This is a genomic window from Pseudomonas sp. DW-iso3 (genome assembly GCF_058725305.1).
The window spans coordinates 292,513-317,398 of the sequence record NZ_JBZXDZ010000006.1 but is presented as its reverse complement, the minus strand read 5'-3'; the positions used below and the strand labels follow the sequence as shown (position 1 = coordinate 317,398).

Genomic DNA, 24,886 nt, shown 5'->3' with positions numbered 1-24,886 from the left:
GGGGCAAAAGGGAGGTCATTGTACACACCGACACAGACGCTCACAAATTTAGCGACGAAATTTCGCAAATCTATGTCGCATTTATGAAAGGTTTAAAGCGATATGCTGTGCTAGTCAAAACTTTTTTAATTCTGACCGCTACGACTCAAAAGCTACTGTGACGCAGACACCACAAAGCGCGCGGTCTCTAGAGACTGCACGCACTTGCGGTTATTTTTTGAGGTGCCGGGAGGGCGGCCTGGGTAAGGCCGCCGGATCTTCAGCGAGTTGTTGCGAGTTCTTGTTGAACGCTGGCAACAGTGCGAGGCCAAGGTTTACCAGCCTGAACCTTCGCTGGCAAGGCTTTGATCGCAGAATCGGCTGCTGCACGGCTGGAGAAGTTGCCGTAGGTGATCACGTAGAGAGGCTTGCCGTTGAGCACTTTCTTGAAATAACGGTACTCGCCGCCCTGCTCTTTCACGAACGCCTGGGCGTTGGCCTCGGAGCTGGTACCCAGGATCTGCACCACGAAGTTGCCGGAAGGCTGACTGGCGTACCAGCTGCTGCCAGCGGCACCCGCTTTGGCAACAGTGGCGGCCGGTTTTTCAGCCGGCTTGGCCGCTGGAGCCGGGGTAGGCTTGACGGTTGGCGCAGGCGCAACCGGCTTGGTCACAGGCGCAGGCTTGGCGGTGGCGACGGTCGGCGCAGGGGTAGGCGCGGGGGTCGGCTTGGCGGCCGGCTGACCCGCTGGCACGCCCGCAGGCGGTGCAGTGGTGGTCACGGTTGGCGGTGTCGCGCTGGAGCCTTCCACCGGCACGCCGTCGTCGCCTTCGGAGATGCCACCGGCTTCTTCTGCAAGGGGGCCACGCATCACAGGCTGGCCGACCATCGGCAGGTTGGTCGGTTGACCGGAGTTGGCGAATTCAACATTTGGTGTGGGCTTGCCCAGTGGCAACTGCGCCTGTTCGGTTGGCGCGCCGGCGGTGGTCGGTGCCTTGCTGCGACCTGGGATCAACCAGGCGGCGGCGACAGCGACCACAACAACGGCGGAAATAGCCAATACGTGTTTCTTAGGCATTGTGAACCCCATCTTTGGACGCTTGACCGCAGTGCGGCTGGCAATCATGGCTTCGATCATGGCATCGCGGGCAACCTGGTTGATGGTGCCAGGCCAGCCGTCGGAGCTTTCGTGAATATCAGAGATCTGCTGAGCGGAGAAAAGTTCGATACCCGCCCCTGCGCCTTCCAGGCGTTGAGCCAGGTATTCGCGGGTTTCTTCCTCTTCGTACGGCTGCAATTCGATGACGTGGAACAGCTCCTGATCACCGCTGATCTGCTCAAGATCGGCGATCAGCGACGACTCGCCAAACAGGAATACGTGCGGGCGACCTTCCGGCGTACCCGCCGCCAGCGCCAGCAGCGCTTCCAGGGCGGATTCGTCGAGCTGCTCGGCGTCATCCACCAGCAGGTAGACTTCCTGGCCCGTCAGGCCCAGTTGTACCACCTGCTTGAGGATCGCGTTTGGCTCGGCAGTGGCCACGTCCAGGGACTGGGCAACCTGACGCAGCACGCCCGCCGCATCCCCGGCACCACGGGCCGATACCACCACGCTCTGTACCGACTGCTTGTTGGTACTGGCCACCAGGGCCTGGCGCAGCAGGGTCTTGCCGCTGCCCAACGGGCCGGTCACGACCAGCAGCAGTTGGCTGTATCGCGCGAGGTGGTGCAGTTGGCCGAGCACTGGCTTGCGCTGGGCCGGGAAAAATTTGAAGCCAGGCACCCGTGGAGCAAAAGGGTCGTGGCTTAACTGGTAATGGCCGAGGAACGCCTCGTCGGCATGCAAACTAGTCATCGGGATCTTATTAACCTTTAAGCTGGGCCAGGGCGCGGTAATCCGCTCCCAGCGTGGCCTGTAAAATCTCTTTCGGATAATCGTCGGTCACCACTGCTTCGCCCATGTGGCGCAGCAGCACCAGTCGCAGTCGACCGTCGATCACTTTCTTGTCTATTGCCATATGTTCGAGGAAATCCGCCTCAGTCATCTCCTCCGGCGGAATGACCGGCAAACCGGCGCGCTGGAACAGGCGGATGCCACGATCACGCTCCTGGGCGCTGATCCAGCCCAGACGCTGCGACATCTCCAACGCCATCACCGTGCCAGCCGCTACAGCCTCTCCATGCAACCACACACCATAGCCCATGTGCGTTTCGATCGCATGGCCGAAGGTGTGGCCCAGGTTCAAGGTGGCCCGCACACCGGACTCCCGTTCGTCGGCATTCACCACCAGCGCCTTGGCGGCGCAGGAGCGCGAAATCGCTTCAGTGAGTGCCGCCTGGTCCAGGTTGCGCAGGGCATCCACATGTTCTTCCAGCCAGGTCAGGAAGGGCTCGTCGCAGATCAACCCGTACTTGATGACTTCCGCCAAGCCCGCCGACAGCTCGCGCGGCGGCAAGGTGTTGAGGGTCGCGGTGTCGATCAGCACGGCTTGAGGCTGGTAGAACGCGCCCACCATGTTTTTGCCCAGCGGGTGGTTGATGCCGGTCTTGCCGCCCACCGACGAATCGACCTGGGACAGCAAGGTGGTCGGCACCTGGATAAAGTCCACGCCGCGCTGGTAGCAGGCCGCCGCAAAACCGGCCATATCGCCGATTACACCGCCGCCTAGGGCGATCACAGTAGTACGGCGATCATGGCGTGCAGTCAGCAGGCCATCAAAAATCAGTTGCAGGGTTTCCCAGTTCTTGTGGGCTTCGCCGTCGGGCAGGATCACCGAGATCACCGAATACGCCGCCAGGCTGCGGCTCAGACGCTCAAGATACAGCGGCGCGACCGTTTCGTTGGAGATGATCGCCACTTGCCGCCCGGCAATATGCGGTGCGAGCAACTCGGGCTGGTCCAGCAGACCTTCGCCAATATGGATCGGGTAGCTGCGCTCGCCTAGATCGACCTTAAGTGTCTGCATGTGTCCCCGCGTTAGAGATGGAGTGACGACCGACGACGTCAAGATCTGACGTCACCTGATGGCTCTACGCCACACCCCACAGGGTGATAGCGCGCCGCCGAGAATAGCGCATTTCGAGCCGGGCTTTAACGGGGTGGCAGCCGTTGCAGGCGCTCAAGAATGTCGAGGACCACCATCCGGGGTGGCCGCTCATCGGTTTCCACCACCAGATCGGCGATTTCCCGATACAGCGGATCGCGCAGCGTGAGCAGGTCCCGCAGGGTTTTCTCCGGGTTGGCCGTGCGCAGCAACGGACGATTGCGATCGCGGGCGGTGCGGCCCACCTGCTGCTCGACCGAGGCATGCAGATAGACCACCCGACCACCGGCATGCAACGCGCGGCGGTTTTCATCGCGCATCACCGCACCGCCGCCGGTCGCCAATACCACGCCATCGCAGCCGCACAGCTCGGCAATCATCGCCTGCTCGCGGTCACGAAAGCCCAGTTCGCCTTCCTTATCGAAGATCCATGGGATATTGGCACCCGTGCGCAATTCAATTTCCTTGTCGGAATCTTTGAACGGCAGGCGCAGCTCTTTGGCCAGCAAACGGCCGATGGTGCTTTTTCCAGCCCCCATCGGTCCTACAAGAATCAAATTTCGCACAGAATCAACGACTCACAGCAATCGCCTGGTTATTCATAATACGCGGAGTCAGGAATACCAGCAGCTCGGATTTTTTCTCCGCCAGCACATCGCGCCGGAAAAGGCGGCCAAGATACGGCACATCGCCCAAAAATGGCACTTTATCTACCACTTTGCTCTGGGTATTGGAGAAAACTCCGCCGATCACGATGGTCTCGCCATCCTTGACCAATACCTTGGCGTTGACCTCGTTCTTCTTGATCGGCGGCACGTCGTTGAGTTTGTTCAAGTAGTCGGGCTCATCCTTGGTGACCTTGACCTCCATGATCACGCGGTCATCGGGGGTGATCTGCGGGGTGACTTCCAACGACAGCGAGGCCTCCTTGAACGACACTGACGTAGCGCCGCTGGAGCTGGATTCCTGGTAGGGAATCTCGGTGCCCTTGAGGATGCGTGCGGTTTCTTTGTCGGAAGTGACCACCTTGGGTTGCGAGACGATTTCGCCGTTGCCGGTTTTCTCCATGGCGGTGAGCTCCAGGTCCAGCAACAGGTTGTCGGTGATATAGGCAATGCCCAGGCCCGAGGTGCCGGTGAGTGATCCCAAGTCCACAAAAGGTGATGGGGGTGGGTTTTCCGGCGGTGCGGCGCCCTCAGGCGGAGGTTTCGCAATGCCACCCGCGCCCCAGTTACCCCGATTGAGCCGCCCACCCCAGCGCGCGCCCAGGCTTTTGTCGTAATCGACATTGGCCTCGACAATCCGCGCCTCGATCATCACCTGGCGCACGGGAATATCCAGCTGCGCCACGATCCGTCGCAGTTCCTCCAGTCGCTCGACAGTCTGATAGGCGATGATGTTGTTGGTGCGATCATCCACCGCCACCGAACCACGCTCATCGGTCACGCCCTCAAGGCCGGTGACCGACTGGAACAACTTGGCCAGGTCTGCCGCCTTGGCGTAATTGACTTGCAGCAGCTCGCGGCGCAACGGCGCCAGCTCGGCCATCTGCTTTCGCGATTCCAGCGTGAGCAGCTCGCGCGCAGCCAGTTCCTCGGCCGGCGCCACCAACAACACGCCGGCCTTCACCCGCTTGTCCAGGCCCTTGGCTTGCAGCACCAGGTCCAGCGCCTGATCCCAGGACACATCCTTGAGGCGCAGGGTGATCGAACCCTGCACATCGTCACTGGCAACCAGATTGAGGCCCGCCACATCGGCAATTTGTTGCAACGCCGTGCGCAACTCGATGCTCTGGAAGTTGAGGCTGAGCTTGTCGCCTGTGTAGGCGCTCAGCGTGGTGCCGCCGGGAGGCGGCAACTGGATCAGATCTACACGATTGGGCACAGCAGCAGCCATCGGTGCCGTGAACGCTATCCATAGCGCCACACCGAAGGACGAGAAAGTCCTTTTCATTGTTTGATTCCGTTATGAGTTGATGTTTAGCACCAGGGTTCGCGGGCGTTCCAGCCATGCCCCCTGACCATCGGGAAGCAGCTCGACCAGTTCTATGGAGCGCTCATGAATGGCTGTGACTCGGCCATGGTCCGGCCCCAGGTAGTCCCCGACCGTCAGGCGATGCACCTTGGACGAGGCACGTAGCAGAGCAAAAACCTGCCCCCCACGAGACAGCGTGCCAACCATTTCAAACTGGTCCACTGCAAGGTTTTCCAGCACGCCACGTGGCCGGGCAAAGTCCGGCGCACGGGCCGGTCGCCCCATCAAATGATCGACCCGCACCGCAAGCCGGTGAAATGGATCACGCAACGCGGACGAGTCGTAGGCAAAGGGCTGCCGCTGTACAAGCCGCCCACCGCCCTGCGCATGCCAGTAAGTCTTGGCCAGCACGTCAAGGCGCAACCGCTTGCCGTCACGCCGAAGCACCACATCGTGCACCGTGGCGATGCGCGACAGGCCACCCAGGCCCGCCAGGAACATCGCCAGGTCGTGATAAGCCCCCGCGACGCCGACCTGCACGGGTTGTTCGTGAAAGAACGACCTGGACAACGCATCCAAAGGCGTGACGCTCTCGACCACCAACCCGTTGGCCAGCGCCAGACGCGCGATGTCTTCCAGCAAACCAGGCATCTCGGACTCGCCAGGCAACGCCTGCAAACGTTCGTCGACCTTCGCTTGCATCAGTTGGAGCTGCTGCGTACGCGCTGCAAGGCTGGCGGCCAGCCCAGTCTTTTGTGCGACTTGCTGCTGCAGGGCCACTTCCCGCGCCTCGACCTGGTGCAACCGTTCCCGCGAAGGGCTCAGGTACACAAGGTCGCCCACCACAAACACCACGCCCGCCAGCGCACAACCCAACAGGGCCTTGCCAGGTAGGGACCATTTTGCAGCGTTGTAAGTGAGTGCAGAAAGATTGAGCCTTGGCAGGCTCAAGGTTGAGCCTCGGAGGACTCTCCCTGACGCACCATCAGCTGGAATTGATTGTTGCCGCGCGCGCCATCCGTTCGCACATGCTGCAACCGAGTGGAATGGGCGCCTTCCGCGGCTTCCAGGCGGCGCATCAATTGAGCGATGTCCTGGCTGGATTCAGCGCTGCCGCTGATACTGACCGTATCCCCCTTGGCCACCACCTCATGCAGGTGCACGCCGTCGGGGACCGCGCGCGCCAGTTGGTCCAACAGTTGAGCACCGGACGAGCGGGCATCATGCAGGTCTTGAACGACTTTCATGCGTTGCGCCAACTGCTGGCTTTGCTCCTGCAGATCGTCGATGGTCTTGATGCGTGAATCCAGGCCAACGATCTCCTTGCCCAGATGGTCATTGCGGGTCACTTGACGATCGATGGCCCGGTCGATCACCTGGTCCGCCAGCCAAACGGCCGCGAGCGCCGCACAGGCGAACGCCAGCAAGCACGCCAGTAGATACTTGCGTCGCCGCTCTGCCAGCGCCTGGCGCCAAGGCAGTAGGTTGATTCGTGTCTTCAAGCGAAACTCCTCAGGGCCAACCCGCAAGCAATTCCCATCCCCTGGGCATCCACGGCCCATTGTGCACCATCGACGCGATGACTCGGCGTGAAGCTGGCGAAATCCTGACTGCAAGCGCGCGCCAATGCAAACGCTTCGACATCGATCACCTTCGGCACCAGCCCCGCCAAGGCCAAAACCGCCTCGCGGGCTTCCACTTGTTCCTTCAAGCAGGCGGCCAGCAATACCTCGACCCGGTTCGGGTCCAGGGCCGTCGGCCCACGCACTTGAAAGTCGATAGCCACGTCATCCAGCGGATAAGGAATGTACTGGTCTGCCTCCATCTGGATCATCCAGGCCATCTCATCGTCGGTGAGGCCGGCTTCCAGATCAATCATCCGCGTGATCACCGAGGGCCCGGCCACGGCAGCGGCAGCGCCACGAACCGATGTCGACAACCGCGACCACGCGCTGCGCAAAGCGCGCCCTACGCCTTCAAGATCAAGGAGTGTGCCGTCGACCACCGTTTGCGCCGGCAACGCCTGCGTGACGTAGCCTTGAATGTTGAAACCTGAAGGTGAACGGCCCAGCTCGATCAAGCGGATGGCCGTGTCATTGATGTCGACACCCAGCAAGGTGCGAGCTTTTCCCGTGAAAAATCCTTTTCCCATAAAACTCCCTAAAGCTTTGTCTGTCATACCGCCTGATTGCCGCTGGGCGCCATGCATTCGGTCGACTTGTTGAACAGGTGCGAATGACGCCCCAAGTCGAAAAATGCTTTAATGCCCAGCGTTTTTTCCCGCTTTTTATCTGCAGCTCGGGTCGATCCATCGTTTGCCATGCATGCCCCGAGGCCTAACTCATTCTTTTCTCTGGAAATCCAAAAGCCTTGATTCGTCTGCTGAAGTTTTTCGGGTACTCCATTGTCGCCATCGTTTGCGGGCTGCTGCTCGTATTCAGCGGGGCCTACCTCTACCTTAGTCCGGGTTTGCCCTCGGTAGAGGCCCTCAGAAGTATCCAGTTGCAGATTCCTTTGCGGGTCTACAGCAGCGATGAAAAACTGATCGCGGAGTTCGGCGAAATGCGCCGCACACCGATCCGTTTTGCCGATATTCCGCCCAATTTCATCAGCGCCCTGCTGTCGGCCGAAGACGATAATTTTGCCAACCACTATGGCGTCGACCCCAGCAGCCTGGTGCGCGCGGCCACGCAATTGGTAAAAAGCGGACACATTCAGTCCGGCGGCAGCACCATCACCATGCAGGTGGCGAAGAACTTCTTCCTCACTAGCGAGCGCAGCTTTTCACGTAAAGCTACCGAGATCCTCCTGGCACTGCAGATCGAACGCCAGTTGACCAAGGACGAGATCCTCGAGCTGTACGTCAACAAGATCTACCTGGGCAACCGTGCCTACGGGATCGAGGCGGCTTCCCAGGTTTACTATGGCAAGTCCATCCGTGACGCCAGCCTGGCGCAGATGGCCATGATCGCCGGCCTGCCCAAGGCCCCGTCACGCTTCAACCCGCTGGCCAACCCGGCGCGAAGCAAAGAACGCCGCGACTGGATCCTGGGCCGCATGTACAAGCTGGGCAAGATCGACCAGGCCGCTTACGAAAGCGCCATCGCCGAACCGTTGAACGCCAGCTACCACGTGCCGACGCCGGAAGTGAACGCCCCGTATATCGCCGAAATGGCGCGCGCCGAGATGGTCGGCCGCTATGGCAGCGAGGCGTACACCGAAGGTTTCCGGGTGACCACCACGGTGCCGAGCAACCTGCAGGAAATCGCCAATGACTCGGTGCACTCAGGCCTGATCACCTACGACCAGCGCCACGGCTACCGGGGCCCTGAGTCGCGCCTGCCGGGCAAGACCCTGAGCGCCTGGACCACCGAACTGGGCAAACAACGCGCCATCAGCGGCCTGGAGCCGGCCATCGTCACCCAGGTGAAGAAAGATGGCCTGCAGGTGCTGACCCGCACTGGCGAAGCCCATGTGGCGTGGGACAGCATGAAATGGGCACGCCCATTCCTGAACACCAACAGCATGGGCGCGCTGCCCAAGCAGCCGTCTGACGTGGCCCAGGTGGGTGATTTGATCCGCGTGCAGCGCCAGAAGGACGACAGCCTCAAGTTCAGCCAAGTGCCGTTGGCCCAAGGCGCCCTGGTCTCCCTGGACCCGCAGAACGGTGCGATTCGCGCCCTGGTCGGCGGCTTCGCGTTCGAACAGAGCAACTACAACCGTGCGACCCAGGCCAAGCGCCAGCCGGGCTCGAGCTTCAAACCGTTTATCTACAGTGCCGCGCTGGACAACGGCTACACCGCCGCCAGCCTGGTCAACGATGCACCGATCGTGTTTGTCGACGAGTACCTGGACAAGGTCTGGCGTCCGAAGAACGATACCAACACCTTCCTCGGCCCGATCCGTATCCGCGAGGCGCTGTACAAGTCGCGCAACCTGGTGTCGATCCGCTTGCTGCAGGCGATGGGCGTCGGCAAGACCATCGATTACATGACGCGCTTTGGCTTCTCCAAGTCAGACCTGCCGCCGAACCTGTCCCTGGCCCTGGGCACTGCGACCCTGACGCCGATGGAAATCGCCACGGGCTGGAGCACCTTTGCCAACGGCGGCTACAAGATCGCGCCGTACCTGATCGACAAGATTGAAAGCCGCAACGGCGACACCCTGTTCACCGCCAACCCGCCACGCGTGCCGGGTGATGTGGTCAACGGTGTAGCGGCGACTGATGGCCTGGCGGCGCCGAGCAATGGCGGCATCACCATCGAGCCGGCCCCTGGCACCACGCCGGCCACCAACGCTGCTGCAACCGAACCGCAGACGCCCGCCGTGGCCGAGCGCATCGTGGATGGCCGTACCACCTACATCCTCAACAGCATCCTTGAAGACGTGATCAAGAAGGGCACCGGCCGCCGCGCCCTGGCCCTGGGGCGTCCGGACATTGCGGGCAAGACCGGTACCACCAACGAGTCCAAGGACGCCTGGTTCTCCGGTTATAACGCCGATTACGTGACCACCGTGTGGACCGGCTATGACCAACCGGAAAGCTTGGGTCGCCGCGAGTTCGGTGGCACCGTCGCGCTGCCGATCTGGATGAGTTATATGGGCGCAGCCTTGAAGGACAAGCCGCCCCACACCCAACCGGAGCCGGAAGGTATCCTCAGCCTGCGCATCGACCCGGTGAGTGGCCGCGCGGCCTCGCCAAGCACGCCGAATGCGTACTTCGAACTGTTCAAGAGCGAAGACACACCGCCGTCGGTCAACGAGCTGGGCAATGGCGTTGTACCGGGCAGCCCGTTGCCGGCGGATGAGGCGGCGCCGATCGATCTGTTCTAGTGAGATTTATGGCCTGAAACAGGCCCAATGTGGGAGCGGGCTTGCCCGCGATTGCGGTGTGTCAGGCACCACATGAGCGGATTGATCCACCGCTATCGCGGGCAAGCCTGCTCCCACCTTTAGATCTAATCGACCACAAAAAAGCCCCGACTCGCGAGAGCCGGGGCTTTTTGTTGGTGCGCTACAACGGCTTAGCCGTTGAACACATCATCCACGCTTTGCAGCGGGTAGTTTTTCGGATACGGCAGGGTGGCCACGCCGGTCTCGATAGCGGCTTTGGCCACAGCGTCGGAGATCAGGGTGATCAGGCGCTTGTCCATTGGTTTCGGGATGATGTACTCACGACCGAATTCCAGCTTGGCGCCGCCATAGGCATCGCACACATCCTGAGGCACCGGCAGCTTGGCCAGTTCACGCAGGGCGTTGGCGGCAGCCACTTTCATTTCTTCGTTGATGCGCTTGGCGCGAACGTCCAGGGCACCACGGAAGATGAACGGGAAGCCCAACACGTTGTTGACCTGGTTCGGGTAGTCCGAACGGCCGGTCGCCATGATCACGTCGTCGCGGGTGGCGTGTGCCAGTTCCGGCGCGATTTCCGGGTCCGGGTTGGAGCAGGCGAACACGATCGGGTTGGCCGCCATGGATTTGAGGCCTTCGGCGCTCAGCAGGTTCGGGCCGGACAGGCCGACGAACACGTCTGCACCGTCGAGGGCGTCAGCCAGGGTGCGCTTGGAGGACGGAAGCGCAAACATCGCCTTGTACTGGTTCAGGTCGGTACGCTCGGACTGGATCACGCCCTTGCTGTCGACCATGTAGATGTTTTCCAGCTTGGCGCCCATGCTGACGATCAGCTTCATGCACGAGATAGCTGCAGCACCGGCGCCCAGGCAGACGATCTTGGCGTCAGCCAGGGTTTTGCCAGCGATTTCCAGGGCGTTGATCATGCCGGCGGCGGTAACGATCGCGGTGCCGTGCTGGTCATCGTGGAATACCGGAATGTCGCACTGTTCGATCAAGGCCTTTTCGATCTCGAAGCACTCAGGTGCCTTGATGTCTTCCAGGTTGATGCCACCGAAGGTGATGGAAATGCGCTTGACCGTGTCGATGAAAGCCTGCGGGCTTTCGGAATCGACTTCGATATCGAAAACGTCGATGCCGGCAAAGCGCTTGAACAACACGCCTTTACCTTCCATGACTGGCTTGGATGCCAATGGGCCGAGGTTGCCCAGGCCGAGGATCGCGGTGCCATCGGAAATCACTGCAACCAGGTTGCCTTTGCCGGTGTACTTGTACGCCAGTTCAGGGTCGCGGGCGATTTCACGTACGGGCTCGGCAACACCAGGGCTGTAGGCCAGCGACAGGTCGCGAGCAGTGGCAGTGGCTTTGGTGAGCTCTACACTCAGCTTTCCTGGACGAGGATGGGCATGATATTCGAGAGCGGCAGTTTTCAAATCAGACATATCGGCATTCCGCTTTTACTGTTGGTCGACGGACCGCCGAGGATACGCGTGTCGTAAAGTCCCCACAAGACTGGGCAGTCACAGGTGTCAAGGCCCTAAAGCGACGTACTTTGGTCTAAGGCCACGGGATACAAGGGCTCAACTGTTCACAATCGATTAAAAAAATGTCTACAATTTTTTCTTAATCGGTCGATTTGAGCATGCCAGGGTCGGTCAATGGCAACAACCAACGTACCTGGCCGTTTTTCAGGCCGCCGCGCTTGGCGCGATCCTGTACCCAGCCACGGGCCTCGACGAGCTTGCCTTGCAGACCACTGAGCCCTGCGGCGTCGAACTGACGGACGAAGTCGGGTGCAATGCGCAATACCAGTGCCCCCTGCAATTCGATCCAGATTCCGCCGCGATTGCGTTCGATCTTGCTCACTCGGCCACTGACCAGAGCGAAGCCGGACTGTTTGAGCTGCGCCACGCTTTGCACCGGCGATTGCCGCCAAAGGCCCAATCGCGCGTCACGGGCGCTGTTTTCGGCGGCCTGTTGACAGGTAACAAGATCAACGTTGGGCGCGACACCGACCTGAAACCCCAGGCCTTCGGCCAGCAGCCGCGCCTCAAGATTCTCACCATTCGCGCCGTAGAGGTGGGCGAGCGTGCGACCGTAGCGGTCCTTGCTCTCGCGCCCAGCCACCAAGCCGAGGCGGCCGTCGCTGGAGTCGACCAATGCCTGTAAACGCTGGCGGGCGGCAACCGCGTAAGGCTCGTCGGGGCGGCCCTTCTTGCCGGTTTCCGGGGCATTGAGGCCGATCATCCGCACACTGCGGCCGTCCTTGAGGCGCACCGTGTCGCCATCCACCACGCGCTGCACTTCCACCTGGGCCAGGGAAGTCGGTGCGCGGCAAAACACCTCGGCCTGGGCGACTGAGAGCCAAATCCCAGGCACAAAAAAGGCGCCCCCAAGGGACGCCTTTTTCATCAGCATGGAAAAACCGTAACGGCTTCCCAAGTTGATCGGCCTTAGGCCTTTTTGGCACCGAAAGCACCGAAACGGTCAGCAAAGCGCTGTACACGGCCGCCGGTGTCCAGAGTTTTCTGCTTACCGGTGTAGAACGGGTGGCACTCGTTGCATACGTCAGTACCCAGTGGCTTGCACAGGTTCGAACGGGTTTCGAACTTGTTGCCGCAGCTGCAGGTGACTTCGATGGTTTCGTACGCTGGATGGATATCGGCTTTCATGGCACTTCCTCGGGCTAGCGTGCCGCCACTCGACACTATTGTCGAATACCGCACGTAATTAGGCCGCGGATTCTACCAGACCTTTTTAATCACGCAAGCCGCGTATTCGACTGAAAACCTCCTTTCATCAGAAAACCGTGGCATACCCAAGCCCTCCCCTGTCTGCTAGGCTCCCGCCCCTGCGCCACCGCCTGCCTTTTATAAGAGACCCCCCGCGTGCCCGACGCCATTTTGCGCCTAGCCCTGCCCTCGCCCCTGCGCCGCCTGTTCGATTATCGGGCCCCGGCCGGCGTGCTGCGGGCACAGCTGCAGCCGGGCATGCGTGTGCGTGTGCCGTTTGGCCGACGGGAAATGATCGGCATCCTGGTGGAAGTCGCGGACCACAGCGAAGTGCCTGCGGAAAAACTCAAGCCCGCGCTGGCCATGCTCGACGCCACCCCACCGCTGCCGCCCGCCCTGTTCAAGCTGTGCCTGTGGACCGCCCAGTATTACCAGCACAGCCTCGGCGATACCCTCAGTTGGGCGTTGCCGGTACTGCTGCGCCAGGGCGAATTGGCCGAAGCGCGCCAGGAACGCTTCTGGTCGATGGTGCCCGGTGCGCGCCTCGACGACCCGCGCATCGCCCGCGCCCCGCGCCAACGTGAAGCCCTGGCGACCCTGGCCCAACACCCACATGGCGTGGCCCATCAACTGTTAAGCAAATTGATGCTGAGCAAAGACAGCCTCGACCTGTTGCTCGCCAAGGGCCTGGTGCAGGTGGAAATCCGCAAGCACGCCCCCGACGCCCGCCACGAACACTGGCTGGCCCAACCGGAATTGCCGCTGAACCCGGAGCAACGTGCGGCCTACGAAGCGATTCGCGCAGGTTTTGACAGTTTCCACGCCTTCCTGCTGGCCGGCGTCACCGGCAGTGGCAAGACCGAAGTCTATTTGCAGTTGATTCGCGAAACCCTGCAAGCCGGCAAACAGGCCCTGGTGCTGATTCCCGAGATCAACCTGGGCCCGCAGACCCTGGCGCGCTTCGAACAGCGTTTCAACGCCCGCATCGCTCTGGTGCACTCGGCCGTCAACGACCGTGAGCGCCTCGAATCCTGGCTGGCCGCACGGGACGGCGAGGCCGACATTATTATCGGCACCCGGTCGGCGCTGTTCACCCCGATGAAAAACCCCGGGCTGATCATCATCGACGAGGAGCACGACGGCTCTTATAAACAACAGGAAGGCCTGCGCTACCACGCCCGCGACCTGGCGCTAGTGCGCGCACGCCAAGAAGACATCCCGATTGTGCTGGGCTCGGCCACGCCATCTTTAGAGAGTTTGCACAACGCCTACACCGGGCGGTACGGCCTCCTACGCCTTAATGAGCGTGCCGGCGGCGCCAAGCAGCCACGCTTCCTGCGCCTTGACGTCAAAAGCCGCCCACTCGACAGCGGCATTTCCGGACCGATGCAACAAGCCATCGGCCAGACCCTCGCCGCCGGCCAACAGGTCTTGGTGTTTCTCAACCGGCGCGGCTTTGCACCGACCTTGCTGTGCCACGACTGCGGCTGGATGTCCGAATGCGAACGCTGCGACGCGCGCATGACCGTGCACCAGCGCTACGGTGAACTGCGCTGCCATCACTGCGGCCATGTGGAACGCGTACCGCGCCACTGCCCGCAATGCGGCAAAGTCGACCTGCGACCCGTCGGTGCCGGCACAGAACGGGCCGAAGAACGCCTGGGCATTCTGTTCCCTGACTACCCGGTGCTGCGAGTCGACCGCGACAGCACCTCGCGCAAAGATGCAATGAACCAGCTGTTCGCCACCATCCAGAAAGGCCATCCGTGCATCCTGATCGGCACGCAGATGCTTGCCAAAGGGCACCATTTTCCACGGGTGACCCTGGTGTCGATCCTGGATGCCGACGGCGGGCTGTTCTCCGGGGATTTCCGCGCCAGCGAGCGCATGGCGCAGTTGATCGTGCAGGTCGCCGGCCGCGCGGGCCGCGCCGAAGAGCCAGGCCGGGTGATCATCCAGACCCACCTGGCCGACCATCCGCTGCTGATCCAACTGACCGAACAGGGCTACTTTGCCTTCGCCGAGCAGGCGCTGAGCGAGCGTCGCGCCGCGGGCCTGCCACCTTTTTCCCATTTGGCCCTGTTGCGCGCCGAAGCCCACAAACCCGGGCAAGCCGAAGGTTTCCTCGATGAAGCTTGCAGCGCCGCCGAACGTTTACTTGGCGAACTGGGCCTGAACGGCATCGAACTGCTCGGCCCGGTGCCCGCGCCCATGGAGCGCCGTGCCGGGCGTTATCGCGCTCAACTACTCTTGCAGGCAACCTCGCGCGCGCCCCTGCATCGACTATTAAGTAGCTGGTTGCTTGCCCTGGAGCAAATGCCCAGCGGTCGCCAAGTGCGATGGTCGTTGGACGTAGACCCGGTAGATTTGTATTAAGCCTGGCCATAGGTCCCGCGAAGGTTGGCAAGCCCGCCCTCGCCACGGATAATGCTCAGTTTTTCCACCTGCGCATCGCGCGCCGCCGCTTGCGGTCGAAAGAGAACACCATGAAAGACACCATTCGCCAGCTGATCCAACAAGCCCTCACCCAACTCGTCAACGAAGGTGTGTTGCCTGAAGGCCTGACGCCGGCGATCCAGGTGGAAAACACCCGCGACAAGACCCACGGTGACTTCGCCAGCAACATCGCGATGATGCTGTCCAAGCCCGCGGGCATGAAGCCGCGCGACCTGGCAGAGAAAATCATCGCTGCGCTGCCTGTCGACGAAAGCGTGAGCAAGGCTGAAATCGCCGGCCCTGGCTTCATCAACTTCTTCCAGAACACCCAGGCCCTGGCGTCGCGCCTGGATGCGGCCCTGGCCGACGCCAAGATCGGCGTGCACAAGGCCGGCCCGCTGCAACGCGTGGTAATTGACCTGTCGGCACCGAACCTGGCTAAAGAGATGCACGTGGGCCACCTGCGCTCCACCATCATCGGTGACGGCGTGGCACGCGTATTGGAATACCTCGGCGACAACGTGATCCGTCAGAACCATGTGGGCGACTGGGGCACCCAGTTCGGCATGTTGATGGCCTACCTGCAGGAAAACCCGATCACCAGCAACGAGCTGTCGGACCTGGAAAACTTCTACCGCGCCGCCAAGAAGCGCTTCGACGAATCCGAAGAGTTCGCCGAGCGCGCCCGTGGCCTGGTGGTCAAGCTGCAAGCCGGCGACAAGGAATGCCTGGCGCTGTGGAACCGCTTCCGTGAGATTTCACTGTCCCACTGCCAGGAAATCTACGAGCTGCTCAACGTCAAGCTGACCATGGCCGACGTGATGGGCGAAAGCGCCTACAACGACGACCTGATCAACGTGGTCAACGACCTCAAGGCCAAGGGCCTGCTGGTGGAAAGCAACGGCGCGCAGTGCGTGTTCCTGGAAGAATTCAAGACGGCGGACGGCGAGCCGCTGCCGGTGATCATCGTCAAGGCCGATGGCGGCTACCTCTACGCCACCACCGACCTGGCAGCCGTGCGCTACCGCAGCGGCGTACTCAAGGCCGATCGCGCGCTGTATTTCGTCGACCAGCGTCAGGCCCTGCACTTTCAGCAGGTGTTCGAAGTGGCGCGTCGCGCCGGTTTCGTCACCCACCCGATGCACATGGAACACATGGGGTTCGGCACCATGAACGGCGCCGACGGCCGTCCGTTCAAGACCCGCGACGGCGGCACCGTGAAGCTGATCGACCTGCTCACCGAAGCCCAGGAGCGTGCCTACAACCTGGTGAAAGAGAAAAACCCAGAGCTGGCCGAGGCCGACCTGCGCAACATTGCCCGCGTGGTGGGCATTGGCGCAGTGAAATACGCCGACCTGTCCAAGCACCGCACCAGCGACTACAGCTTCAACTTCGAGCTGATGCTCAACTTCGAAGGCAACACCGCGCCTTACCTGCTGTACGCCTACACCCGTGTGGCCGGCGTGTTCCGCAAGCTGGGCAAGGACTTCAGCGAAGTCGAAGGCCAGATCAACCTCGAGGCAACCCATGAACAGGAGCTGGCCGCCAAGCTGGCGCAATTCGGCGAAGTGCTGAACAGCGTCGGCGAGAAAGGCACGCCACACATCCTGTGCACCTACCTGTACGAAGTCGCCGGCCTGTTCTCCAGCTTCTACGAGAACTGCCCGATCCTGACCGCCGACGACGAAGCCCAGAAGCAGAGCCGCCTGCGCCTCGCCGCTCTGGCTGGACGGACCCTCAAGCAAGGCCTGGAACTGTTGGGCCTGGAAACTCTGGAGCGTATGTAAGTTGGCTGCCAAGAAAAAACCTGCACCCAAGCGCGGCGCCAGCCGCTACCAAGCCCCGGCGAAGAAGCCGATTCCGGGCTGGCTGTGGCTGGCGATCGGCCTCACCGTCGGCGCGTTTATCGTGTTCCTGATGAAACTGGATCCGGGCAAGGGCGATGACGTCAAACGGGTCAAGCAGGAACAACAGAAGGCCACGAAAATGGCCGAAGCCAACAAGACTGCGCCGAGCCCGACGGCACCGGTGAAGCCTAAGTACGATTTCTACACGTTGCTGCCGGAGTCGGAAGTGATCGTGCCGCCTGACGCCGTGCCGGAGAAAACCCTGCCGACGCCACAGGTGCCGACCACACCGGTCACGCCTGCTGAGGCGGCGAAAATCGACACGGCGCGTGCCCAGGCCGCACTGGCCGGGATCACCCCACCGCCAGCACCGCCGGTTGCCGAGACCAAGGCCGCGCCGGTGACCAAGTTCTTCCTGCAAGCGGGCTCGTTCCCGAAACAGGCGGATGCAGATCGCGTACGGGCGCAGATCATTCTGCTGGGCCAGTCGGTGACGGTAGAGTCCGGCACCGTGAAGGATGCGACTTGGTATCGCGTGCTGGTGGGGCCGTTCAGCAACCGTGAACAGCTGACCGTGGCACAGAAACAATTGGCCGGCGCGGGCTTTAGCAACCTGTTGTTACAACAACGCCAGAGCCGCTGATACACAGTCAACGCTAATCAAAATGTGGGAGCGGGCTTGCTCGCGAATACGGTGTATCAGTCACCCGATGTATCGACTGATCTAGCGCATTCGCGAGCAAGCCCGCTCCCACAGTTGATTTAAAGCGGCCTCAGGACCGAGTCCGGCACATAAACACCACTCGTCCGCCCTCCCGTCCTACAGTTGAAATCCCCCTCACCACCCCCATATCAGTTTCCATCAGGGCATTTTCGCCCCGCTGCGTGGAGACTCTCCCCTTGACCACCATCGTTTCAGTACGTCGCCACGGCAAAGTCGTCATGGGCGGCGACGGCCAGGTTTCCCTGGGTAATACCGTAATGAAAGGCAACGCCAAGAAAGTGCGTCGCCTGTACCACGGCCAGGTTCTCGCAGGCTTTGCCGGCGCTACCGCCGACGCCTTCACCCTCTTCGAACGTTTCGAAGGCCAGCTGGAAAAACACCAGGGCCATCTCGTGCGCGCAGCCGTCGAACTCGCCAAAGAATGGCGTACCGACCGCTCCCTCAGCCGTCTGGAAGCCATGCTGGCCGTCGCCAACAAAGACGCTTCTCTGATCATCACCGGCAACGGCGATGTGGTTGAGCCTGAACATGGCTTGATCGCCATGGGTTCCGGCGGTGGCTACGCCCAGGCGGCAGCCAGCGCACTGCTGAAGAAGACCGACCTGTCGGCTCGCGAAATCGTCGAGACAGCCCTGGGCATTGCCGGCGATATCTGCGTGTTCACCAACCACAACCAGACCATTGAGGAGCAGGACCTCGCCGAGTAAGCCGTAGGCTTATTCCGCTTGAGGCCGCCAAACACTATGTCCATGACTCCCCGCGAAATCGTCCATGAACTCAACCGCCATATCATCGGCCAGGACGATGCCAAGCGCGCCGTTGCCATCGCGCTGCGTAACCGCTGGCGCCGGATGCAACTGCCCGAAGAACTGCGCGTTGAAGTAACGCCAAAGAACATCCTGATGATCGGTCCTACCGGCGTCGGTAAAACCGAAATCGCCCGTCGCCTGGCCAAGTTGGCCAACGCGCCGTTCATCAAGGTCGAAGCCACCAAGTTCACCGAAGTGGGCTACGTGGGCCGCGACGTCGAGTCGATCATCCGTGACCTGGCCGACGCCGCCCTGAAGCTGCTGCGCGAACAGGAAATGACCAAGGTCAGCCACCGCGCCGAAGACGCCGCCGAAGAACGCATCCTCGACGCCCTGCTGCCACCGGCACGCATGGGTTTCAACGAGGACGCCGCGCCGGCCTCGGACTCCAACACCCGCCAGCTGTTCCGCAAGCGACTGCGTGAAGGCCAGCTGGACGACAAGGAAATCGAGATCGAAGTCGCCGAAGTCTCCGGCGTCGACATCTCCGCCCCGCCTGGCATGGAAGAAATGACCAGCCAGTTGCAGAACCTGTTCGCCAACATGGGCAAGGGCAAGAAGAAAAGCCGCAAGCTCAAGGTGAAGGAAGCCCTGAAACTGGTGCGTGACGAAGAAGCCGGGCGCCTGGTCAATGAGGAAGAACTCAAGGCCAAGGCCCTGGAAGCGGTCGAGCAGCACGGCATCGTGTTTATCGACGAGATCGACAAGGTGGCCAAGCGCGGCAACTCCGGCGGCGTGGATGTGTCCCGTGAAGGCGTACAGCGCGACCTGCTGCCGCTGATCGAAGGCTGCACCGTGAACACCAAGCTGGGCATGGTCAAGACCGACCACATCCTGTTTATCGCCTCCGGTGCATTCCACCTGAGCAAGCCAAGCGACCTGGTGCCGGAGCTGCAAGGCCGCCTGCCGATCCGCGTGGAACTCAAGGCGCTGACCCCTGGCGACTTTGAGCGCATCCTCAGTGAGCCGCACGCGTCGCTCACCGAGCAATACCGTGAGCTGCTGAAAACCGAAGGCTTGGGTATCGAGTTCCAGGCGGACGGTATCAAGCGCCTGGCGGAGATTGCTTGGCAGGTCAACGAGAAGACCGAGAACATCGGTGCCCGTCGTTTGCACACGCTGCTGGAGCGTTTGCTGGAGGAAGTATCCTTCAGCGCCGGCGACCTGGCCGGTGCGCAGAATGGCGAAGTGATCAAGATTGATGCTGAGTACGTCAACAGCCACTTGGGCGAATTGGCGCAGAACGAAGATCTGTCTCGTTATATCCTGTAAGCCTCACGCAGAGCCGCTTTGCTTTAAGGTGGGAGCGGGCTTGCTCGCGAATGCGGTGTATCAGTCACACCTGTACTGACTGACACTGCCCATTCGCGAGCATGCCCGCTCCCACATTTTCGAGCCGGTTCCTTCAGGATCATCTCCAATGTCCAAATTTCCTACAGCTGTAAACCTGCACAAAACCTCCAACACCCTCGGCCTTACCTACGGGCCCGACGAGGTGTACCAACTCCCTGCCGAACTGCTGCGCACCCACTCGCCTTCCGCCGAGGTCCAGGGTCACGGCAAACCCATCCTGCAATTCGGCAAGCTCAACGTCCGGTTGACCAAGGTCGAACCAGCCGGTCAGTACGCACTGAAATTGACCTTCGACGACGGCCATGACAGCGGACTGTTCACCTGGGACTACCTCTACCAACTGGCCGTGCGTCAGGACGCGCTGTGGGCTGATTACCTCGCCGAACTCAAAGCAGCCGGCAAAACCCGCGATCCGGATCAGTCGGTCGTGCGGCTGATGCTCTAGCCCAGGGGTCTTGCTCTTTAGAGGGCATTTTCTAATTTCATCTGCTTGAATGCCCTGTCGCGTGACCAACGATTGGTCCGCTTGCGAAAAAAATTAAACTCGGGTAACCAATGGAACTGGCAAGTTCCCTGCATTTGACGATGCGGTATCAACGGTCACCCGAGTCGCAGTACCAGGCTTGTGTTGTGTATCGAAACTGGGTGCGCAGCGGTCCCCGGTACTCGTCTTTCGGACAATGGAGCGTCGTAGATGAGTAACAAGAACAACGATGACTTGAAACGCCAGGCCTCGGAAAACACCCTGGGGCTCAATCCGATCATCGCGTTACGTAAAAAGGATTTACTCGCATCAGCGAAGATGGTGCTGACCCAAGCCATCAAACAACCGTTGCACAGCGTCAAGCACGTCGCACATTTTGGCGTTGAGTTGAAGAACGTGATGTTCGGCAAGTCCGCGTTGGTGCCCGAGAACGACGACCGTCGCTTCCAGGACCCGGCCTGGAGCCAGAACCCGCTGTACAAACGCTATCTGCAAACCTACCTGGCGTGGCGCAAGGAACTGCACGACTGGATCGGCGACAGTAACCTGTCGGAACAGGACATCAGCCGCGGCCACTTCGTGATCAACCTGATGACCGAAGCGATGGCCCCCACCAACAGCGCGGCCAATCCGGCAGCGGTCAAACGCTTCTTTGAAACCGGCGGCAAGAGCCTGCTCGATGGCTTGTCCCACCTGGCCAAGGACATGGTGCACAACGGCGGCATGCCGAGCCAGGTGAACATGGGCGCCTTTGAAGTGGGCAAGACCCTGGGCACGACCGAAGGCTCGGTGGTGTTTCGCAACGACGTGCTGGAGCTGATCCAGTACAAGCCGATCACCGAACAGGTGCACGAACGCCCGCTGCTGGTGGTGCCGCCGCAGATCAACAAATTCTATGTATTCGACCTGAGCCCGGAAAAGAGCCTGGCGCGTTTCTGCCTGCGCAATAACCAGCAAACCTTCATTGTCAGCTGGCGCAACCCCACCAAGGCCCAGCGCGAGTGGGGGCTGTCGACCTATATCGATGCGCTCAAGGAAGCCGTGGATGTGGTCACCGCGATTACCGGCAGCAAGGACATCAACATGCTCGGCGCCTGTTCCGGCGGTATCACCTGCACCGCGTTGCTCGGTCACTATGCGGCGCTGGGGGAGAAAAAGGTCAATGCCCTGACACTGCTGGTGAGCGTGCTGGACACCACGCTGGACACCCAGGTGGCACTGTTCGTCGACGAGCAGACCCTGGAGGCGGCCAAGCGCCACTCCTACCAGGCCGGTGTGCTGGAAGGCCGCGACATGGCCAAGGTGTTTGCGTGGATGCGCCCCAACGACCTGATCTGGAACTACTGGGTCAACAACTACCTGCTGGGCAACGAGCCGCCGGTGTTCGACATCCTGTTCTGGAACAACGACACCACGCGTTTGCCGGCGGCATTCCACGGCGACCTGATCGAGCTGTTCAAGAACAACCCTTTGGTGCGGGCGAATGCCCTGGAAGTGTGCGGCACGCCCATCGACCTCAAGCAAGTCACTGCCGATATTTATTCACTGGCCGGCACCAATGACCACATCACGCCGTGGCAATCCTGCTACAAATCAGCACAGTTGTTCGGTGGCAAGGTGGAGTTTGTACTGTCCAGCAGCGGGCATATCCAGAGCATCCTCAACCCGCCAGGCAACCCCAAGGCGCGTTACCAGACCAACGACAGCCTGGCCGGCAAGCCGCTGGAGTGGCAGGAAAACGCGACCAAGCATACGGATTCCTGGTGGCTGCATTGGCAGGCCTGGCAGGCGGAACGGGCGGGCAAATTAAAGAAAGCACCGACGGTATTAGGTAATAAAACGTACGCCGCAGCCGAAGCTGCGCCGGGAACATATGTGCATGAACGCTAACCCGACCTTGTGGTTGAAATGAGACCGATGTGGGAGCTGGCTTGCCTGCGGAAGCGGTGTTGGATTCACCGCCGGCATCGCAGGCAAGCCAGCTGCCACAAGGTCCGCATCGCCCATTAGACCTATGCACCACCTCACAGGGCTTGAGCATGCCGCAACCGTTCATCTTTCGTACCATCGACCTGGATGGCCAGGCCCTCCGCACGGCGGTGCGCCCGGGCAAGCCTCACTTGACGCCGTTGCTGATCTTCAATGGCATCGGCGCCAACCTTGAGTTGGTGTTTCCATTCGTCCAGGCGCTGGACCCGGACCTGGAAGTGATCGCCTTCGATGTGCCTGGCGTGGGCGGCTCCTCGACGCCCAAACGACCCTACCGCTTTCCCGGCCTGGCCAAACTCACCGCGCGCATGCTCGATTACCTGGACTATGGCCAAGTGAACGCCGTGGGTGTGTCCTGGGGCGGTGCGCTGGCGCAACAGTTCGCCTATGACTATCCGGAACGCTGCAAAAAACTGATTCTCGCCGCCACCGCTGCCGGGGCCTTTATGGTGCCCGGCAAGCCCAAGGTGCTGTGGCTGATGGCCAGTCCCCGGCGCTACATCCAACCGTCCCACGTGGTGCGCATCGCACCGATGATTTATGGCGGCTCGTTCCGCCGCGATTCGAACCTGGCCGCCGAGCATGCGAGCAAAGTGCGCTCGGCCGGCAAGCTCGGTTACTACTGGCAGCTGTTCGCCGGACTGGGCTGGACCAGCATCCACTGGCTGCACAAGATCCGCCAACCCACCCTGGTGCTGGCGGGGGACGACGACCCGCTGATCCCGCTGATCAACATGCGCATGCTGGCCTGGCGCATTCCCAATGCACAGCTGCACATCATCGATGACGGCCACCTGTTCCTGATCACCCGAGCGGAAGCCGTGGCGCCGATCATCATGAAATTTCTTGAAGAGGAGCGTATGCGTGCGGTGATTCATCCGCGACCGGCCGTGTAAGGACACACCGCCGCGCAACTTGCCAGGAACCGACTATGGTTCTGAATTGGCGTGCCTGTTTGATGGCTTGACGAAGGAGTGTTGGCTCATGCGAGAAAGACCCGTGACGAACCCGGCGCCCACCCCGGCGGCGTTCATCAATGCGCAAAATGCGATCACCGGCCTGCGGGGTCGGGACCTGCTGTCGACCCTGCGCAGCGTGGCCGCCCACGGCTTGCGCAACCCGGTGCATACCGTTCGCCATGCCTGGGCGTTGAGCGGACAACTGGGGCGCGTATTGCTCGGTGAAACCGTGCACGAACCCAACCCCAACGACGGCCGCTTCACCGACCCCACCTGGACACTCAACCCACTGTACCGGCGTAGCCTGCAAGCTTATCTGAGCTGGCAGAAGCAGACCCGGCACTGGATCGATGACAGCACTCTGAGCGCCGATGACCGCACTCGCGCACACTTCGCCTTCTCGCTGATCAACGATGCGGTCTCCCCTTCCAACACCCTGCTCAACCCGCTGGCGATCAAGGAGCTGCTCAACTCCGGCGGCAACAGCGTGGTGCGCGGAGTGACCCATCTGTTCGAAGACATGCTGCACAACAACGGCCTGCCGCGCCAGGTGAGCAAGCACGCCTTCGAAGTGGGCAAGACGGTCGCCACCACGCCCGGCTCGGTGGTATTTCGCAATGAACTGCTGGAACTGATCCAGTACAAGCCGATGAGCGAAAAGCAGTACGCCAAGCCACTGCTGATCGTGCCGCCGCAAATCAACAAGTACTACATTTTCGACCTAAGCCCGGCCAACAGCTTTGTGCAGTACGCCCTGAAAAACGGCTTGCAGACCTTCATGGTCAGCTGGCGCAACCCGGATGTACGGCATCGCGAATGGGGCCTGTCCACCTACGTTGCGGCGCTGGAGGAAGCGCTCAACGTGTGCCGCGCGATCACTGGCGCCCGCGAGGTCAACCTGATGGGCGCCTGCGCCGGCGGGCTGACCATCGCCGCGCTGCAAGGCCACTTGCAAGCCAAACGCCAGCTGCGCCGCATCTCAAGCGCCAGCTACCTGGTGAGCCTGCTGGACAGCCAGATCGACAGCCCCGCCACGCTGTTCGCCGACGAGCAGACCCTGGAAGCCGCCAAGCGTCGGTCTTATCAACAAGGCGTGCTGGACGGCCGCGACATGGCCAAGGTGTTCGCCTGGATGCGTCCGAATGACCTGATCTGGAACTACTGGATCAACAACTACTTGCTGGGCAAGGAACCGCCGGCCTTCGACATCCTGTATTGGAACAACGACAACACGCGCCTGCCCGCCGCGCTGCACGGCGACCTGCTGGACTTCTTCAAGCACAACCCGCTGAGTCATCCCGGTGGCCTGGAGGTGTGCGGTACACCGATCGATTTGCAGAAGGTCACGGTGGACAGCTTCAGCGTGGCAGGCATCAACGACCACATCACGCCATGGGACGCGGTGTATCGCTCGACCCAGTTGCTGGGCGGCGAGCGGCGCTTCGTGCTGTCCAACAGCGGGCATATCCAGAGCATTCTCAACCCGCCGGGCAATCCCAAGGCCAATTACGTCGAGAACCCCAAGCTGAGCAGCGACCCGCGCGCCTGGTACTACGACGCCAACCACGTCGAAGGCAGTTGGTGGCCGCAATGGCTGGAGTGGATCCAGCAGCGCTCCGGCGTGCAACGGGAAACCCTTACCGCCCTGGGCAACCAGAATTACCCACCGATGGAAGCAGCGCCCGGCACCTATGTGCGGGTGCGCTGA

General features: G+C 61.3%; 20 protein-coding genes and 1 pseudogene. 10 read left to right on the top strand and 11 right to left on the bottom strand.

The genetic code is table 11. The annotated features are described in order from the left end of the window. Positions 1 to 259: 259 nt before the first annotated feature. From AC4PS7_RS19385 to AC4PS7_RS19350, 8 genes and pseudogenes are all read right to left on the bottom strand, one after another. Positions 260 to 1,831 carry an SPOR domain-containing protein gene (locus tag AC4PS7_RS19385; RefSeq protein WP_010213754.1) on the bottom strand — a complete coding sequence of 524 codons (1,572 nt, stop codon included), beginning with the start codon at positions 1,829 to 1,831 and terminating at the stop codon, positions 260 to 262. 10 nt (positions 1,832 to 1,841) lie between these two features. Then, positions 1,842 to 2,942: a 3-dehydroquinate synthase gene (aroB, locus tag AC4PS7_RS19380; RefSeq protein ID WP_021492321.1), complete on the bottom strand. Its 1,101-nt coding sequence runs from the start codon at positions 2,940 to 2,942 to the stop codon at positions 1,842 to 1,844. Positions 2,943 to 3,067: 125 nt separating this feature from the next. Then, positions 3,068 to 3,586: a shikimate kinase AroK gene (aroK, locus tag AC4PS7_RS19375; protein WP_010213757.1), complete on the bottom strand. Its 519-nt coding sequence runs from the start codon at positions 3,584 to 3,586 to the stop codon at positions 3,068 to 3,070. Positions 3,587 to 3,590: 4 nt separating this feature from the next. Next, positions 3,591 to 4,847 (bottom strand): annotated as a pseudogene (locus tag AC4PS7_RS19370) (type IV pilus secretin PilQ); the annotation flags it as partial. A 138-nt stretch (positions 4,848 to 4,985) separates the two neighbouring features. Next, positions 4,986 to 5,945 (bottom strand): pilus assembly protein PilP, encoded by a 960-nt coding sequence (locus AC4PS7_RS19365; RefSeq protein WP_305436877.1) that lies wholly within the window; start codon positions 5,943 to 5,945, stop codon positions 4,986 to 4,988. Then, positions 5,942 to 6,496 (bottom strand): PilN domain-containing protein, encoded by a 555-nt coding sequence (locus tag AC4PS7_RS19360; protein WP_010213760.1) that lies wholly within the window; start codon positions 6,494 to 6,496, stop codon positions 5,942 to 5,944. Before AC4PS7_RS19360 ends, AC4PS7_RS19365 begins: the two co-directional genes overlap by 4 nt. Continuing rightward, a complete protein-coding gene (pilM, locus tag AC4PS7_RS19355) occupies positions 6,493 to 7,146 on the bottom strand; it encodes a type IV pilus biogenesis protein PilM (RefSeq protein ID WP_021492323.1) in 654 nt (217 codons plus the stop codon). Before pilM ends, AC4PS7_RS19360 begins: the two co-directional genes overlap by 4 nt. A gap of 23 nt (positions 7,147 to 7,169) precedes the next feature. Then, positions 7,170 to 7,316, bottom strand: a complete 147-nt coding sequence (locus AC4PS7_RS19350; RefSeq protein WP_021492324.1) for a hypothetical protein — start codon at positions 7,314 to 7,316, stop codon at positions 7,170 to 7,172. 51 nt (positions 7,317 to 7,367) lie between these two features. Here AC4PS7_RS19350 and AC4PS7_RS19345 point away from each other — a divergent pair, with 51 nt between their 5' ends. Beyond that, the gene (locus AC4PS7_RS19345; protein ID WP_370737443.1) at positions 7,368 to 9,827 is read left to right on the top strand and encodes a penicillin-binding protein 1A; all 2,460 of its coding nucleotides are present in this window, start codon (positions 7,368 to 7,370) and stop codon (positions 9,825 to 9,827) included. A 191-nt stretch (positions 9,828 to 10,018) separates the two neighbouring features. On the opposite strand, the gene AC4PS7_RS19340 is transcribed toward AC4PS7_RS19345, so the two are convergent. The 3 genes from AC4PS7_RS19340 to rpmE form a co-directional block, all read right to left on the bottom strand. Continuing rightward, positions 10,019 to 11,287 (bottom strand): malic enzyme-like NAD(P)-binding protein, encoded by a 1,269-nt coding sequence (locus AC4PS7_RS19340; RefSeq protein ID WP_492179693.1) that lies wholly within the window; start codon positions 11,285 to 11,287, stop codon positions 10,019 to 10,021. Between the two features lie 181 nt (positions 11,288 to 11,468). Continuing rightward, a complete protein-coding gene (locus AC4PS7_RS19335; protein WP_492179692.1) occupies positions 11,469 to 12,263 on the bottom strand; it encodes a thermonuclease family protein in 795 nt (264 codons plus the stop codon). Between the two features lie 35 nt (positions 12,264 to 12,298). Further along, positions 12,299 to 12,517 (bottom strand): 50S ribosomal protein L31, encoded by a 219-nt coding sequence (gene rpmE, locus AC4PS7_RS19330; protein WP_010213765.1) that lies wholly within the window; start codon positions 12,515 to 12,517, stop codon positions 12,299 to 12,301. A gap of 216 nt (positions 12,518 to 12,733) precedes the next feature. On the opposite strand from rpmE, the gene AC4PS7_RS19325 reads away from it, so the two are divergent. The 9 genes from AC4PS7_RS19325 to phaC (AC4PS7_RS19285) all read left to right on the top strand — a co-directional run bounded on the left by AC4PS7_RS19325 (position 12,734) and on the right by phaC (AC4PS7_RS19285) (position 24,886). After that, a complete protein-coding gene (locus AC4PS7_RS19325; protein WP_044286517.1) occupies positions 12,734 to 14,953 on the top strand; it encodes a primosomal protein N' in 2,220 nt (739 codons plus the stop codon). Positions 14,954 to 15,063: 110 nt separating this feature from the next. Continuing rightward, entirely contained in the window at positions 15,064 to 16,800 is a 1,737-nt protein-coding gene (argS, locus tag AC4PS7_RS19320) for an arginine--tRNA ligase (protein WP_021492327.1), read from the top strand. 1 nt (position 16,801) lies between these two features. Then, positions 16,802 to 17,503: an SPOR domain-containing protein gene (locus AC4PS7_RS19315; RefSeq protein WP_010213772.1), complete on the top strand. Its 702-nt coding sequence runs from the start codon at positions 16,802 to 16,804 to the stop codon at positions 17,501 to 17,503. Positions 17,504 to 17,760: 257 nt separating this feature from the next. Beyond that, the gene (hslV, locus tag AC4PS7_RS19310) at positions 17,761 to 18,291 is read left to right on the top strand and encodes an ATP-dependent protease subunit HslV (RefSeq protein WP_003171209.1); all 531 of its coding nucleotides are present in this window, start codon (positions 17,761 to 17,763) and stop codon (positions 18,289 to 18,291) included. Positions 18,292 to 18,327: 36 nt separating this feature from the next. Continuing rightward, positions 18,328 to 19,665: an ATP-dependent protease ATPase subunit HslU gene (gene hslU / locus AC4PS7_RS19305; protein WP_010213775.1), complete on the top strand. Its 1,338-nt coding sequence runs from the start codon at positions 18,328 to 18,330 to the stop codon at positions 19,663 to 19,665. A 148-nt stretch (positions 19,666 to 19,813) separates the two neighbouring features. Beyond that, entirely contained in the window at positions 19,814 to 20,191 is a 378-nt protein-coding gene (locus AC4PS7_RS19300; protein WP_010213778.1) for a gamma-butyrobetaine hydroxylase family protein, read from the top strand. Positions 20,192 to 20,440: 249 nt separating this feature from the next. Further along, a complete protein-coding gene (gene phaC, locus AC4PS7_RS19295) occupies positions 20,441 to 22,120 on the top strand; it encodes a class II poly(R)-hydroxyalkanoic acid synthase (protein ID WP_010213779.1) in 1,680 nt (559 codons plus the stop codon). Positions 22,121 to 22,269: 149 nt separating this feature from the next. Then, positions 22,270 to 23,115, top strand: a complete 846-nt coding sequence (phaZ, locus tag AC4PS7_RS19290; protein ID WP_010213781.1) for a poly(3-hydroxyalkanoate) depolymerase — start codon at positions 22,270 to 22,272, stop codon at positions 23,113 to 23,115. Positions 23,116 to 23,203: 88 nt separating this feature from the next. Next, positions 23,204 to 24,886 carry a class II poly(R)-hydroxyalkanoic acid synthase gene (gene phaC, locus AC4PS7_RS19285; RefSeq protein WP_044286515.1) on the top strand — a complete coding sequence of 561 codons (1,683 nt, stop codon included), beginning with the start codon at positions 23,204 to 23,206 and terminating at the stop codon, positions 24,884 to 24,886.

Excerpts from the sequence above, each read along its gene's own strand:
- AC4PS7_RS19385 (WP_010213754.1), bottom strand. The coding sequence starts at position 1,831 with ATGACTAGTTTGCATGCCGACGAGGCGTTCCTCGGCCATTACCAGTTA.
- phaC (WP_010213779.1), top strand. The coding sequence starts at position 20,441 with ATGAGTAACAAGAACAACGATGACTTGAAACGCCAGGCCTCGGAAAAC.
- argS (WP_021492327.1), top strand. The coding sequence starts at position 15,064 with ATGAAAGACACCATTCGCCAGCTGATCCAACAAGCCCTCACCCAACTC.
- AC4PS7_RS19340 (WP_492179693.1), bottom strand. The coding sequence starts at position 11,287 with ATGTCTGATTTGAAAACTGCCGCTCTCGAATATCATGCCCATCCTCGT.
- hslU (WP_010213775.1), top strand. The coding sequence starts at position 18,328 with ATGTCCATGACTCCCCGCGAAATCGTCCATGAACTCAACCGCCATATC.
- rpmE (WP_010213765.1), bottom strand. The coding sequence starts at position 12,517 with ATGAAAGCCGATATCCATCCAGCGTACGAAACCATCGAAGTCACCTGC.
- phaC (WP_044286515.1), top strand. The coding sequence starts at position 23,204 with ATGCGAGAAAGACCCGTGACGAACCCGGCGCCCACCCCGGCGGCGTTC.
- AC4PS7_RS19300 (WP_010213778.1), top strand. The coding sequence starts at position 19,814 with ATGTCCAAATTTCCTACAGCTGTAAACCTGCACAAAACCTCCAACACC.
- AC4PS7_RS19335 (WP_492179692.1), bottom strand. The coding sequence starts at position 12,263 with ATGCTGATGAAAAAGGCGTCCCTTGGGGGCGCCTTTTTTGTGCCTGGG.
- pilM (WP_021492323.1), bottom strand. The coding sequence starts at position 7,146 with ATGGGAAAAGGATTTTTCACGGGAAAAGCTCGCACCTTGCTGGGTGTC.
- AC4PS7_RS19350 (WP_021492324.1), bottom strand. The coding sequence starts at position 7,316 with ATGGCAAACGATGGATCGACCCGAGCTGCAGATAAAAAGCGGGAAAAA.
- aroB (WP_021492321.1), bottom strand. The coding sequence starts at position 2,942 with ATGCAGACACTTAAGGTCGATCTAGGCGAGCGCAGCTACCCGATCCAT.
- phaZ (WP_010213781.1), top strand. The coding sequence starts at position 22,270 with ATGCCGCAACCGTTCATCTTTCGTACCATCGACCTGGATGGCCAGGCC.